The sequence below is a fragment of the Vicinamibacterales bacterium genome (assembly GCA_036504215.1).
GTDB lineage: Bacteria > Acidobacteriota > Vicinamibacteria > Vicinamibacterales > Fen-181 > FEN-299.
Map to the genome: position 1 here is coordinate 21,942 of DASXVO010000086.1, position 13,734 is coordinate 35,675.

10 protein-coding genes are annotated in these 13,734 nt (G+C 67.8%); 5 read left to right on the forward strand and 5 right to left on the reverse strand.

Annotated elements, in window-relative coordinates; genetic code table 11:
• Positions 1-32 precede the first annotated feature (32 nt).
• Together VGK32_22860 and VGK32_22865 are read left to right on the forward strand one after the other, a co-directional pair.
• A complete protein-coding gene (locus tag VGK32_22860) occupies positions 33-2,762 on the forward strand; it encodes a DEAD/DEAH box helicase (protein HEY3384611.1) in 2,730 nt (909 codons plus the stop codon).
• On the forward strand, positions 2,762-3,781 hold the full coding sequence (locus VGK32_22865; protein ID HEY3384612.1) for a hypothetical protein: 1,020 nt from the start codon (positions 2,762-2,764) through the stop codon (positions 3,779-3,781). Before VGK32_22860 ends, VGK32_22865 begins: the two co-directional genes overlap by 1 nt.
• 23 nt (positions 3,782-3,804) lie before the next feature.
• Here VGK32_22865 and VGK32_22870 read toward each other — a convergent pair whose 3' ends face one another.
• Genes VGK32_22870 through VGK32_22890 form a run of 5 tightly spaced genes read right to left on the reverse strand, consistent with a single transcriptional unit; the run spans position 3,805 to position 12,434 of the window.
• Positions 3,805-5,085, reverse strand: coding sequence for a DNA methyltransferase (locus tag VGK32_22870; GenBank protein HEY3384613.1), 1,281 nt, complete (start codon positions 5,083-5,085; stop codon positions 3,805-3,807).
• Positions 5,086-5,138: 53 nt separating this feature from the next.
• Positions 5,139-5,960 carry a methyltransferase domain-containing protein gene (locus tag VGK32_22875; GenBank protein ID HEY3384614.1) on the reverse strand — a complete coding sequence of 274 codons (822 nt, stop codon included), beginning with the start codon at positions 5,958-5,960 and terminating at the stop codon, positions 5,139-5,141.
• Positions 5,961-5,991: 31 nt separating this feature from the next.
• Positions 5,992-6,912 (reverse strand): D-hexose-6-phosphate mutarotase, encoded by a 921-nt coding sequence (locus tag VGK32_22880; GenBank protein HEY3384615.1) that lies wholly within the window; start codon positions 6,910-6,912, stop codon positions 5,992-5,994.
• Between the two features lies 1 nt (position 6,913).
• Positions 6,914-9,115, reverse strand: a complete 2,202-nt coding sequence (locus VGK32_22885; protein ID HEY3384616.1) for an ATP-binding cassette domain-containing protein — start codon at positions 9,113-9,115, stop codon at positions 6,914-6,916.
• 40 nt (positions 9,116-9,155) lie between these two features.
• Positions 9,156-12,434: a PDZ domain-containing protein gene (locus VGK32_22890; protein HEY3384617.1), complete on the reverse strand. Its 3,279-nt coding sequence runs from the start codon at positions 12,432-12,434 to the stop codon at positions 9,156-9,158.
• Between the two features lie 128 nt (positions 12,435-12,562).
• Between VGK32_22890 and VGK32_22895 the strand changes: the two genes are divergently transcribed.
• Genes VGK32_22895 through VGK32_22905 form a run of 3 tightly spaced genes read left to right on the forward strand, consistent with a single transcriptional unit; the run spans position 12,563 to position 13,668 of the window.
• Positions 12,563-13,162, forward strand: coding sequence for a DJ-1/PfpI family protein (locus VGK32_22895; GenBank protein ID HEY3384618.1), 600 nt, complete (start codon positions 12,563-12,565; stop codon positions 13,160-13,162).
• Between the two features lie 43 nt (positions 13,163-13,205).
• Positions 13,206-13,409 (forward strand): hypothetical protein, encoded by a 204-nt coding sequence (locus VGK32_22900; GenBank protein HEY3384619.1) that lies wholly within the window; start codon positions 13,206-13,208, stop codon positions 13,407-13,409.
• Positions 13,410-13,422: 13 nt separating this feature from the next.
• Complete coding sequence (locus VGK32_22905; GenBank protein ID HEY3384620.1) at positions 13,423-13,668, forward strand: hypothetical protein; 246 nt, start codon at positions 13,423-13,425, stop codon at positions 13,666-13,668.
• The last annotated feature ends 66 nt before the right edge of the window (positions 13,669-13,734 follow it).

The following is a 13,734-nucleotide window of genomic DNA, read 5'->3' on the forward strand; positions in this document are numbered from 1 at the left end:
GGCGGGCCGCCGTTCGCGGTATCCTCGACGGGTTGAACAATCTCGAACCCGTCCTGACGCCACGCGGACACTTGCTGCTGACCGAGGCCGCCGACTCTTCGGCGATCGACGCCACCGTGGCCGCGCGTCTCGATGAGGCGTTCACCCGCAGCCAGGGCGACGGCCTCCTGCAGCTTGGCGCGGGCGAGGTCTCCACACCGCTTCCGCCCGCGCTCGGATACTGGCGGGACTTTGCCGCGAGGTTCGTCACCGCGGTGTGCGCCCAGCCGGACGCGACCGCGACGCCCGTCTCCGGAGAGGCCGCGACAGATGTCCCCCCGCCGCCTGACGGGGACCTCGATGCGCTCGTTGCCGCTGCACCGCCGATGACGGGCGCGGAGTATCTGACGCCCGACGTCCTGCGCACGCTCTGGGCGGCGCTCGGCCATGCCCTCGGCGCTCGGCTGGCCGCGTCGAAGGCGTCGGTCCAGGACACGTTGCGGAGCTTCAACCCGGCGTGGAACACGGTCGGGCGCGTGCACTTCCACCTCGCCGAGAACCGCAAGGATCCGGATGCACCGTTCGCGTTCCTCGCCACGTACACCCACGGGCTCTCGGCTCACGCCACGCCGCAGCACGTCCCGCTCGGCCAGGCGCTGCGCGAGTACGCCGGCGCCGCCAGCAACAGCCGGCTGCTGTCGCTGCTGCTCCCGGTGCAGCGCGCCGCCGAGCGTTGCGCCTGGCTGAAGACGATGGTGGACGATGGCGAGATCTTCCATCCGCTGCGCTGGACGCCGCGCGAGGCCGTCGCGTTGCTCCACGACGTCCACGTGTTGGAGCAGTCAGGGGTCGTCGTCCGGGTGCCGGCGAACTGGAAGGCGGGGCGTCCACCGCGTCCCACCGTGACGGCCACCGTCGGCACGAAGGTGCCGGCCGGCCTTGGCCTCGACACGTTGCTCGACTTCCGTATGGACGTGACGCTCGATGGCGAGGCGCTGACGCCAGCCGAGGTTCGCGCGCTCCTCGAGTCGGTCGACGGCCTGGCACTGCTTCGCGGACGCTGGGTGGAAGTCGATCGCGAACGACTGCGCGGCCTGATCGACGAGTTCCGCCGCGTCGATCGCGCCGCCGCCGACAACGGCCTCACCTTCGCCGAGGCGATGCGGCTTCTCTCAGGCGCCGACGCGCGTGCCGCCGGGACGACCTCCGACGAAGACCGCGCGTGGTCGGGGGCGGTCGCCGGGCCGTGGCTCGCCGGCGTGCTGCAAGCCCTGCGCGGACCGGAGGCGCTGGCGCACGTCGATCCGGGCGATGCGCTCCACGGGACGCTGCGCCCGTACCAGCAGGTGGGCGTGCGCTGGCTCCACTTCCTGTCGTCGCTCGGCCTGGGTGCCTGCCTGGCCGACGACATGGGGCTCGGGAAGACGATCCAGGTCCTCGCACTGCTGCTCGTGCTCGAGCGCGAGAGGGCATCGCGCGCCGGCGCCTCGAGGGGGCAGCCGAGCCTGCTCATCGCGCCAGCCTCGTTGATCGCGAACTGGGCCTCCGAGATCGCCCGGTTCGCGCCCGGGCTCTCGGCTCTCGTCGCGCACCCCTCCGCCCTGACAGCCGAGGCGCTGAAGGCCATCGACGACACGCACGTGCGGGAGACGGACCTCGTCATCACGACGTTCGGCTCGGTGCGCACGCTACCCTGGATCTCCAGCCTCGACTGGAACCTCGTCGTCGTGGACGAAGCGCAGGCCATCAAGAACCCGGAGGCCAAGCAGACCCGGGCGGTGAAGGCGCTGCGTGCGAGAGCGCGCATCGCGCTGACCGGCACGCCCATCGAGAACCGACTCGGCGACCTGTGGTCGATCTTCGACTTCATCAACCCGGGCCTGCTCGGTTCCGCCAGGCAGTTCACCGCGCTGACCAAGCGTCTCGCCGATCGTCCGCACAACGCGTACGGCCCGCTGCGCGAGCTGGTGCGGCCGTACATCCTGCGGCGGATGAAGACCGACCGCTCCGTAATTGCCGATCTGCCAGACAAGACGGAGGTCAACGCCTACTGCCTGCTCAGCCGCACCCAGGCGGCGCTCTACGAGCAGGCGGTGCGCGATCTGCGGGACCGACTCGCGGTCGCGGACGGAATCGAGCGGCGCGGTCTCGTGCTGGCGTCGCTGATGCGCCTGAAGCAGATCTGCAACCACCCGTCGCAGTGGCTCGGCGACGGCGCATGGCGCCCGGCCGACAGCGGGAAGTGGGCGCGGCTGTCCGAGGTGGCGGAGGTCATCGCGGCGAGGCAGGAGAAGGTCCTCGTCTTCACGCAGTTCCGCGAGATCACCGGCCCGATTGCGGCGCACCTCGGCACCGTGTTCGGCCGGCCCGGGCTGATTCTCCACGGCGGGACGCCGGTCAAGTCCCGGCGTGATCTGGTGCGCCAGTTCCAGGACGACGAGCGTGTACCGTTCTTCGTGTTGTCGCTGAAGGCCGGCGGCACCGGGCTGAACCTGACGTCGGCATCCCACGTGGTACACTTCGACCGCTGGTGGAACCCGGCGGTTGAAGACCAGGCGACCGATCGCGCCTTCCGCATCGGCCAGACCCGCAACGTGCTGGTACACAAGTTCGTGTGCCGAGGCACGGTGGAGGAGCGGATCGACGAGCTGATTGCCTCCAAGCGCGGCCTCGCCCGCGATTTGCTCGAAGGGGGCGCGGACCTGCTGCTCACCGAGATGAAGGACGAAGACCTGCTGCGGCTCGTCGCCCTCGACGTGAATGCCGCACTCAAGGAGGGTTGATGGCACGCCGGGGACCTCGAGGCGGTTATGGGCGCTACGACAGGTACAGCGACTATGGCTGGGGAGGGTTCGCACCGTACGTTCCCGTGGCGACGCGCAGAGCCCAGGCGAAGCAGAAACTCCAGACCCTGCGGAAGTCGGGTCAGGACGTGTCGCCCGTCGAGATCGCCGGCCGCAAGATCGCGACGACGTTCTGGGGTGGCGCGTGGTGCGACAACCTGGAGCGCTACTCGGACTATGCGAACCGCATTCCCCGCGGTCGCACCTACGTGCGCAACGGATCGGTGATCGACCTGCAGGTCGGCGCGGGCCAGGTGGATGCACTCGTCAGCGGGTCGAGCATCTACACCATCGCGGTGAAGGTCGCGCCGGTCCCGGCGCCCCGGTGGCGGGCGATCTGCCGCCAGTGCGCGGGCGGCATCGACTCGCTCGTCGAGTTGCTGCAGGGGCGGTTTTCGACGGGCGTCATGGCACACCTCTGCAAGCAGGGCACGGGGCTCTTTCCGACGCCATCCGAGATCACGTTTGCGTGCAGCTGCCCGGACTGGGCCTCGATGTGCAAACACGTCGCGGCGGTGCTCTACGGCGTCGGTGCCCGTCTCGACCAGCGACCGGAATTGCTCTTCCGCCTCCGACAGGTGAACGAGCAGGAGTTGATCGCCCGTGCCGGCGCCGATGTGCCGCTGTCCAGGAAGGGGCCTGCGGCAGGCAAGGTCCTCGAGAACGCGGACCTTGCCGATGTGTTCGGCGTGGAGCTGGCGCCAACGGCCTCAGCACGAGCCGCTGCGGCCAGGAAGCCCACCAGCGCCGCGCCGCCTGCCAAGCCGGCCGCGACACCTCCCCGCCCGAGTCGCGGGCGGACGGCGAAAGCCGTGCCGCGGAGCGCCACAGCGGCACCGCCGCCCGACGGCGAACCGGCGCGGCGGCGGAAGAAGAAGCCCGCCGGGATGACGGTGGCACAGAAGAAGGCCGTGTCGGAACGGATGCGGCGCTACTGGGAAGAGCGGCGGCGGCGCTGATGGGCCGGCCGTTCGGCCGCGCGTCAGCCTCGTCGAAGCACGACGACCCGGTTGGTGTTCGTGCCGCGCTGGTTGTTGCTGACGCCCCAGCAGTTCGCGGTCTTCGTGAACGTCTGGGCGTTGACCAGGACCAGTTCCGGCTCGAACCCCACGCTGGCGGCGGCCGGAATGACGGTCTCTTCGAGCTTGACCGTGCCGGCGCGTACTTCACCGACCTCGAAGGCCACATGGCCACCCGGCCGAACAACGCGGTGCAGCTCCGCTAACACGCGAGTCATGGCGTCTCCCCACCGGTCGACTCGCTTCGCGATCGTGATGTTCACGGCCCCAGCCTCGACTCCACAGAACCAGCATCGCAACCAGTTGTCCGCCGAGTAGTTGACGACGTCCAGGAAGGGAGGCGAGGTCACGACGAGATCGACCGAGCCGTCCTCGAGTGCCGGCGTGTGGTCCGCGGGACCGACCATCAGCAACGGCGCCCGACCGCCCAGGCTGAGCGTCCGCCGGGTCGCGGCGTCGCAATCGAGGAGCAGCGACTTCGTCTTCCGCGCGATGATGTGTTTGACATCGCGACGCGGAGGCACCTGCTTCCGGTCCGCGTTGATCTTGAGCTGCCCTTCAACCGACACGGCTTGGTTCGGCGGCAACGTGTAGACCGAGAAGAACCCTGGAGAGTGTCCCGTCAGACGGTTGACCGCGACCATCCTGATCCATCGATCAACCGGGTCGAGCGTTCCGGCTGCCTCTCCTTCGAGGAAGTAGTCTCGAAGGGCGCAGATCTCGGACAGGGTCTCCGGATGAAAGAACGCCAGCAGGTCTCCGCGTGATTCCGCCGAACTCGACAAGTCCAGCCGCCGAAGCCGCTCGTCAACAGATGCGGCATCTGGAGGCTCGAGGCGAGGCCCGACGAGCACGCGGCTGAGCGGGTTGATGTCGTTCCCGGCAGGACGCCGGCCCAGGAGGGCCGCCTCGAGCGGGGTGGTGCCCCGACCCATGAACGGGTCGAACACGCAGGCCCCTGCCTCCGTCAGGCGCTCGATGAAGAACCGTGGCAGCTGGGGCTTGAAGCAGGCTCGGTAGGATACTTCCTGGAGACTGTGAGCGGCCCGCTGGCGGCTGGTCCAGAACTCGTTCGTGAACGTCGGCACCTGCACTTCACGGCCGTCGACCGCCATCGCCGCGGTCGTCGAGACGACCGTTGTCCGGCCATCGTAGACGAAGTCGGTCAGCTCGCCGGCCAGCGATCCTGGCTCGAGGCATCGCTCCGGAGGCTTTGTCTCAAACAAACCCAGCTGTTCGCGCATCGACCCACGCCTGCCTGCAGACTGATAATCACTCCGGGAGAGATTATAGCCCCCTACTCCTTCTCGGCCGTGACCCGCCCGATGCGGCACAGCATGCCGCCCCACTCACTGCGGTCGACGACATCCTCGTAGTGGATCACGCGGAGGCCTTCGAACGACTTGAGGAGCGCGTTGGCAGGCCCGTTGTTGGAGGCCTTGTCTGGCGCCGCATTGAACTGCTCGACCACGACGATGCCTCCCGGCTTGAGCGACTCGCGGACCCGCCGGAGGAAGGCCGGGTCGTCCATCGGTGCGGCGGCGTAGGCCATCACGATCAGGTCCCACCGCGCGGTGCCGAAGTCGAAGTCGTCGTGTCCCGCGAGCACCGCATTCAGCGCGACACCCTGCCTGGCCGCCTGCGCACGGGCGGATGCGAGTCCACCACCCGACAGATCGTAGCCGGTGACCGTCCATCCTTTCGACGCCAGGTAGATGGCGTTCCGCCCCTGCCCCATCGCCACGTCGAGCGCCGTGCCCGGCGTGCGGCCCTCGACGGTGCGCACGAGGTAGGCGCTGGGCTCGGTCCGGAACGGCACCATTGGACTGGCGTAGATCTTGTCGAAGTGGATGCCGGTGAGATCGCGCGAACGCGTCCTCGCAGTCTCGCGAAGAAGCGCAATCCGTTCGCCGACGGCTGCCTCGCCAAGGCCGTCGTGCTTCAATTTCTCGGCGTAGGCGGCAAACACCTTGCCCGGATCCGCGATCGCCGCAGCCTTGTACCAGGCGAGGAAATCGTCCCACGCCGGCGCCCCGGCGGTCTGGCCTTGGACGACGGAGACCGCAAGGAGGAGCGCCACGAACAACAGGCTGGCGCAACGGGCGAACGACCGGTTCATAGAACTCCCACGGGGAATTGGCAACGAGTCCCTACCCATTTCCCTCGAGTCCGGCGCAGCTGGCATTGGTCCGGATGGTGTGCGTGGTCAACGGCGCCACGTTGACCGGGTTCTCACCGGTGTTGGCGGCCTCCACGCACACAAAGCCGCGCCACTCGCCTTCGCCGATGTCGGCCATCGAGGCGGCGCGCGTCGCCTGTGGGTTCCAGACCACCATGTCCTTGCAGCCAGCGTTGTTCACTGTCACGCGGCGGCCCCACGCCGGATCCTCGAGCACGGCCATCGAAGGGGCGTTGACGTAGATGCGGTTTTGGTACTCCTTGAACCTGAGCTCGCGGTCGAGCTGGACGGAATGCCGCATCTCCTTGACCTTGTCCACGTAGGACGCGTGTTGCAGGCCGGTCAGCAGGACCTGTTCCGAGTCGTGGACCCGGTAATACGTGTGCAGGGCCTCCGTGCAGACGAAAGCGTCCGGCCCGGAATTCTGGACGCTCAACTCGGCGTCCAGGCTCGTTCCGACCACGACAGTGTAGGTCAGCACGAAGTCATGAGCGAACAAGGCCCAGGACTCCGGGCTGGACACCAACCGCAGGACCACGCGGGTGCGGTCATCCGGAATCTGCGCCACGTCGAGCAGATCCCAGACCATGCGGCGCGCGAACCCGTGCTGGGGTTTGTCCTTGTCCGTTAAATGCTCGCCGAACCAGGGCCAGCAGATGGGAATGCCGCCGCGGATGGGCGTGTGGTCGGCAAAATGGCTCGTGCTGGACAGCCACAGCAGGGGTCGCTGCCCCTTGGGTCGAAAATGCGTGACGGTGGCGCCCTGGAGATAGATGTCCGCCTCGGCCAAGGGATTGCGCACCGTCACGCAAGCCATGCCGCCCAGGCCAGCTTCAACGGTGACCCTGCCGGGAACGTCGAAGCGGCCGTACTGCTCGGCGATTGTGCTCATATCAGCCTCGAGTGAGCTCATGGTCCTGACTGCGCCGCAACGTGCTGACCCGCTCCACGATCTGCCTGATCTCAGGATGGACCTTCAGGAGGTCGTCGAAATCCCGCTTCGCCAGGCTCAGGAACGAGCTGGGCTGGAGGGCGCGCACCGTGGCCGTGCGCGGCGCGTCGAGGAGCAGCGCCAGCTCGCCGAAGAAGTCGCCGTCTGAAAGCACCGTGAGGCGTTTCTCCGCCTGGCCGGCGGTCACGAACGCCTCGGCCTTGCCGCGCGCGACGACGTAGAAGCGATCCCCGACTTCGCCCTCCCGAACCACGATCTCACCGGCCTCGTGCCGCACGAAGACGAATCGCCGCGCCAGCGCTTCGAGCGATCCGGCGTCGAGCCCGGCCAGCAGCGGAACGCCGGCGAGCCGCGCCGGGCCGATGTGGCCGTCCCGTCCGTCGGGACTGATCTCGATGCCGCTCTGCTTCTGCCACAGGCCATGGTAGAGCCCGCCGCGCGCCAGCAGCTCGTCGTGCGTCCCGCTCTCGATCACACGGCCACCGTCGAGCACGATGATGCGATCGGCGGAACGCGCCGAGGCGAGACGGTGCGTGACCAGCACCACCATGCGACCGGCCGCGAGGCGGTCGAGGGTGGCGTTGATCGCCGCCTCCGTCGCCGGGTCGAGCGCTGAGGTCGCTTCGTCGAGCAGCAGGACGGCGGGGTCGCGCAGCATCGCGCGCGCCAGTGCGACGCGCTGCCGTTGGCCGCCGGAGAGCCGGCCGCCCAGCTCGCCGACCGGCGTGTCGTAGCCCTCGGGCAAGGATGCGATCACCTCGTCGATCTCGGCTGCCCGGGCGGCCGCGCGGATCTCCTCGAAGCCGGCGCCCAGCTTGCCGAGCCCGATGTTCTCGCGGATCGTGCCGGCGAACAGGAAGCTCTCCTGGAATACCGCCGCCATCTGGCCGTGCAGCGAGTCGAGCGTGACGTCACGAAGGTCGTGTCCGTCGGTGGTCACGTGCCCCCTCTGCGGGTCGTAGAAGCGCAGCAGGAGCTGGAGCACCGTGCTCTTGCCCGACCCCGAGGGACCAACCAGGGCGACCCGCTCGCCGGGTGCAACGCTCATCGTCACGTCTGTCAGAACCGGACGATCGGCCACATAGCCGAAGGTCACGCCTTCGAGCGCGAGCGGACCCGCGATGCGATGCAGGGTCCGGGCGTCCACACGATCGGCAACGTCTTCAGGTTCGGCGAGCAGTTCCTCGATGCGCTGCAGCCCTCCGGACGACGCGATGAGACTGGGAATGACCTTCTTGGTGAGGTCGTACGCGTCCTTGCTGACCACCGCGTGCAGGCTCAGGAACGCAACCAACGAGCCGGTCGTCAGATGGCCCGAGTACGCCATCCAGGCGCCGACGCCGAGCACCACGACCTGGGCCACCAGGACGCCCAGGCTCGACGCGCTGCCCACCAGTTCGGCCATGAACTCGGCACGGATGAACCGATCGGCCAGGTCGGACAGCTGCGTCTCGAACCGGTCCAGCAACCACCCGGCCAGACCGAAGACCTTGACCACGGGCTGCGCTCGAACGGTCTCACCGACCGTACTGGCGATGCCCGCCTCTCCCTGCTTGAGCGCGTAGCGGGCCGCGCCAGCCCGGCGGCCAAACACCCGTGTCCCGAGCCCCGCCAGCGGCATGCCGAGCACGATCACGGTCGCGAGCCGCCAGTCGATTGCGAACGCCACCGGAATGTTGATCAGCAGACCGAGCGTGGCAATCACCGCGTCGACCAGGCGGGTGGTCAGACTCTTCTGGATGTCCGCAAGGTCGCTCGTGAACCGCGCGACGATGTCGCCACTTCGGGCCCGGGCGTAGTAACCGACCGAGAGCCGCTGAAGGTGGTGGAACATCCGCAAGCGAACGGTGTTGAGAATGGCGGCGCCGATGCGGGCGCCGAGGTAGTCGGCGAGAATGCTCGCGGCGGTGGCGAGGACGAAGCTGATCGCGAGGGCAGCCAGCACGCGCACGAGCAGCGTGAAATCGTGGCGAATCAGCCCTTGGTCGATGATCAGGCGCTGACTGTAGGCAAAGAACGCCTTGAACCCCTGCGGAACGGCCAGCACCACGAGGAGGAGCAGGCCGATCCGCACGTGCGGCCGCCAATAGCGCAAGGCGTGGCCAACCGTCGCGAGCAAACCGATGGGCTTGTGGTTCTCCATGTCCTCCCTGCCCCTGATCGCCGTGGTCCAGTATGCGCCGCTATTTCTTGCGCCGCTCCTGCGGAATGCTCCGCCACGCCGGCCGCTTCGGCTGCGCCGGCGGATTCTTCTGGAGTTCGTCCAGCACCACCCGGATCGCGCGCTCGAGCTGCGGGTCCTTGCCCGCCATGACGTCGGCCGGCGTCTGCTCGACCTCGATGTCCGGCGGCACACCGGTGTTCTCCACCACCCAGCCCTCCTCGGTCCAGATGGCCAGGTTGGGCGCCGTCACCCCGCCGCCGTCCATCAGCACCGGGAAGCCGAGGATGCCGACCAGGCCGCCCCACGTGCGCTTCCCGACAATCGGTCCCATCTTGAACTTGCGCCACATCCACGGGAAGAGGTCGCCGCCCGAGCCAGCCGTCTCATCGACCAGCAGCACCTTCGGCCCCTGGATCGACGCCGTCGGCGTCTTGATGTCCGCGCCGTAGCGCGTCGCCCAGAAGGCCCCGAGCGGCCGACGCAGGAGGTCGGTGTAGTAGTCGGCCACCGACCCGCCGCCGTTGAACCGCTCGTCCACGATGATGGCGTCGCGGTTGGCCTGCGGGTAGAAGTACCGCTTGAAGTAGGTGTGACCGAGCGTGCTCGTGTTCGGCACGTAGACGTATGCCACACGGCCCTTGGTCGCCTCGGTCACGCGTTTCAGATTGCCCTCGACCCAGTCGCGATTCCTCAGCGCCGACTCGTTGACCACGGGTACGACCGCCACGGTCCTCGCCCCCGTGCCGTCGGCATTCGGCCCCACGGTGATCTCGACGATGCGCCCCGACGTGTTCTCGAACGCGGCGAACAGGTTGGCTGGCGGCTTGAGGTCGTTTCCATTCACGGCCAGCAGGTACTCACCCGCCTTGACGTCCACGCCGGGCTCGGTCAGCGGCGACCGGAGTTCCGGGTTCCAGTTCAGGCCCCCGTAGACCTTTCGGAACCGGTAGCGGCCGTTCTCGACGGCATAGTCCGCGCCCAGCAGGCCGCCAGGAACCGTCGTCGGCTCGGTGCGCACGTCGCCTCCGCCCACGCGGTGGTGACCCACGCCGAGTTCACTGCACATCCACTGCATGACGCGGTTCAGATCGTCGCGCACCGCGAGGTCGGGCAAGAACACCGCGTACTTCTTCCGCATCGCCGCCCAGTCGACGCCGTGCATCGTCGGGTCGTAGAAGTAGTCGCGATTGATGCGCCAGGCCTCCTCGAAGATCTGTGGCCACTCGGCCCGCGGCTCGACCTTCACCTCGATCGCCTCGACGTTCATCCGGCCCTGGCCGGGCTCGATCTTCCCCTTCGCGGGACCGGTCGCCCAGGTCGTGCCGCTGCGGTACAGGATCTTCTTCCCGTCCGCAGAAATGACGTAGGTCGCCACCTCGGGCAACAGGGTTTCGTCCTTGCGGGTGGCGAGGTCGTAGTGATGGAGGGCGGCCTTGTTGTCGATGGTCCTCAGGAAGAAGATCTGATTCGCTTCGCCGACCTCGAGGTTGCCGAGATCACCCGACGGCAGCGGCACCGCGAGGATCCGGTTGGCGAGGCCCTCGAGGTCGATCGTGACGGCCGTTGCTGTCGGAACTGACGGCTTCTCGGCCGACTTGTCGGTGGGCTTCTCACCGGGCTTGTCTGCTGGCTTGTCGTCCTTCTTCTTCTCCTCGTCGCTCTCCTTGGCCAGGGGCGACGGCAGGTCTTTGCGGAGGACAGCCAGGTAGAGCGCGCTCGTCACCTGCATGTCAGCGTTCGACATGGCGAACCAGTCCTTCACGGGACCGGCGTCGGTGGACCCGAAGAAGTAGAGATACTTGCCGCTCGCGTCGAAGACCGGCTCGGACACGTCGCTGAGACCATCCGTGACGGCGAACGACTTTTCCTGGTCGAGCGAGTAGACGTAGACCTGCTGGATGTAGGTGCGTGTATTGAGCGTGTAGGCCATCCACTTCGAGTCCGGCGCCCACGCGGGCGCGAGCGTGCCCAGGGGGCCGTAGATGGGCTCGGAAGCGACCTTCTTCGAGACGCCCGTCGCCAGGTCGATCCAGAACAGCGACCACGCATTGTCGGTGTACGCCACCTTCTTGCTGTCGGGCGACCACGCGGGCCGGCCGTAGAACCCAGCGCCAGGCAGCTTGTAGGCCTTCGCCTCGCCCTTGCCGTCTTGCGGCTCGACGACGAGGCGGTACTCGCCGCCGCCGTCGGAGAAGTAGGCGACCGAACGGCCGTCTGGCGACCACACCGGCGACCGCTCGTGCACGCCCGGCGTGTTCGTCAGATTGCGAGGGTCGCCTTTCTCGGCAGGCACGGTCACGATTTCCCCGCGGAACTCGAACACGGCACGGGCGCCGGACGGCGACAGCGCGGCCGCGCGAACGTAGCGGGCGCCCTTCACGAATCGGGGCCTCGTGTCCGGCAGATCGGCGGTCACGCCGACGGTCACCTTCGCGTGCTTCCCACTGGCCGGGTCGAAGATGTGCACGTAGCCGGCCTGCTCGTAGATGATCTTCCCGCCCCCGGCCGACGCCCACAGCACCGGGAAGTCGTCGTGGTCGGTGAGCTGCCTGATGGCTTTCGACTTGGTGTCGAACGAGAACAGGTTGAACTCACCGTTCCTGTCGGAGACGAAGTACACGGTGTCGCCGATCCACATCGGGTAGACATCGTTCGGGCGATCCGGCGGCTGCGGCAGCGACTCGACCGCCCGCGTCGCGGTTGTATAGAGCACGATGGTCGAGTGCGTGCCGCCCCGGTAGTGTTTCCACTGGGTGAACGCGTCGTAGAGCGGGTTGTAGGCGATGCGCTTGCCATCCGGCGAGAAGACGCCGCGGAAGGCGTTCGGCAACTCGATCTGCGTGGGGAAGCCGCCCCTGACAGGAACGGTGAACAACTGCGCGTACCGGTTGCTGAACACGGCGCGCGCCGACGTGAAGACGACGGCCGAGCCATCGGGCGTGAACCCCTGGACCGCGTCGCGGCCCGGGTGCCACGTCAACCGGGTCGGGACGCCGCCGGCAACGGGCACGACGTAGACGTCGGCGTTCCCTTCGTACTGTGCGGTGAACGCCACCAGCGTCCCGTCCGGCGAAAAGGCGGGAGCGCTCGCCCCCTGGCCGCTGGTCAGCCGACGGACGTTCTTGCCGTCGAGTCCCGCGATCCACAGGTCACCCGCGTACACGAACGCGATGGCGGACTTGCTGATGGCTGGCTGGCTGAGCAGCCTCGTATCGGAGGTGTCGATGGCGTGAGTCGGCACGGCCCACAGGAGCGCGATGAGAAGCGCGCCGGAGGCGAGGCTGGATCGACGGATCATGAGTGCCCCTCCAGGAAACGAGTTCACCGTCCGAGCGGATGATAGCTCAAGGACGGCACACAGGGATCGGGGATCGGGGATCGGGGACCGGCGTATGATGGAAGCCAGGGTTCACCAGGAGGCCCACTATGACGGGACGCAGAATTCTCTTGCTCGCCGGAGACTTCGTCGAAGACTACGAAATCATGGTGCCGTTCCAGGCACTTCAGGCCGTGGGCCACTCGGTGGACGCCGTATGCCCGGCGAAGAAGAAGGGTGACAAGGTCCGCACCGCGATTCACGACTTCGAGGGCGATCAGACCTACAGTGAAAAGCCAGGGCACAACTTCACGCTGAATGCGACGTTCGACCAGGTGCACGAGCAGGACTACGATGCGCTCGTCATCCCCGGCGGCCGTGCGCCCGAGTACATCCGCCTCAACCCCCGCGTGCTCGACATCGTCCGACACTTCGCGACCGCGGGCAAGCCGATCGCCGCGATCTGCCACGGCGCCCAGTTGCTGGCCGCGGCAGGCGTGCTCGACGGGAAGCTGTGCGCGGCATATCCGGCGTGCGCGCCGGACGTCACCAGGGCCGGCGGCCGCTACGCGGACATTGCCGTGGACGATGCGGTGGTGGATGGAGTGCTGGTGACCGCGCCTGCCTGGCCCGCGCATCCGAGATGGCTTGCGGCCTTCCTCGAGGTGCTCGGTACGAAGATCGACCACGGCGCACCCGCGCGCGGCTGATGGACCATCCGGGCGTCTCCATCCTGCGGGGGCGCCCGGCCCAGTGTCAGCGCTGCTCGGCCGAATCGGGTACTGTCAGGCGGCCGTCGCTGATACGTCGGCCGCCCGTGCAATCCTGTCGGAGATGGAAGGACTGCTGTCCAAGGGGGACGTCGCGAACGTCCACCTCGCCGACGTGTGCGCGGGCCTTGGCGAGCGGACGATGGAGTACCTCGTGCGGTTGGGGCTCCAGTCGCCGGCCCGCTGACGGAGATGGCGTGATGAGTGACCAACAGATCGTCCGCGACTGCAGGGCGGCACTGCAGGCGTCCATCGAGGGTTCGTTGGGCCTGCTGAAGCTGAGTCGCCAACTGTTGGAGAGGATGGAATCGGCCGACCCCCTGCCCGCGGAGATCATCGGTGAGTACCGCTCGCATTTCAACGCGACCGAGGAGCAACTCCGGATGCTCCAGACGGTCCTCGATCGGTGGGCGTTCCTGGCCGCCACGCCCACACAGATACAGTAGGTGCCGCGACCGGCGCCATTCGGGCGGCTGATGGTGTACGATCGCCCGGCGGAGCGACTGGGAAAT

Coding starts and splice junctions, on each gene's coding strand:
- VGK32_22865 (HEY3384612.1), top strand. CDS start 2,762: ATGGCACGCCGGGGACCTCGAGGCGGTTATGGGCGCTACGACAGGTAC.
- VGK32_22890 (HEY3384617.1), bottom strand. CDS start 12,434: ATGATCCGTCGATCCAGCCTCGCCTCCGGCGCGCTTCTCATCGCGCTC.
- VGK32_22870 (HEY3384613.1), bottom strand. CDS start 5,085: ATGCGCGAACAGCTGGGTTTGTTTGAGACAAAGCCTCCGGAGCGATGC.
- VGK32_22875 (HEY3384614.1), bottom strand. CDS start 5,960: ATGAACCGGTCGTTCGCCCGTTGCGCCAGCCTGTTGTTCGTGGCGCTC.
- VGK32_22905 (HEY3384620.1), top strand. CDS start 13,423: ATGAGTGACCAACAGATCGTCCGCGACTGCAGGGCGGCACTGCAGGCG.
- VGK32_22880 (HEY3384615.1), bottom strand. CDS start 6,912: ATGAGCACAATCGCCGAGCAGTACGGCCGCTTCGACGTTCCCGGCAGG.
- VGK32_22885 (HEY3384616.1), bottom strand. CDS start 9,115: ATGGAGAACCACAAGCCCATCGGTTTGCTCGCGACGGTTGGCCACGCC.
- VGK32_22895 (HEY3384618.1), top strand. CDS start 12,563: ATGACGGGACGCAGAATTCTCTTGCTCGCCGGAGACTTCGTCGAAGAC.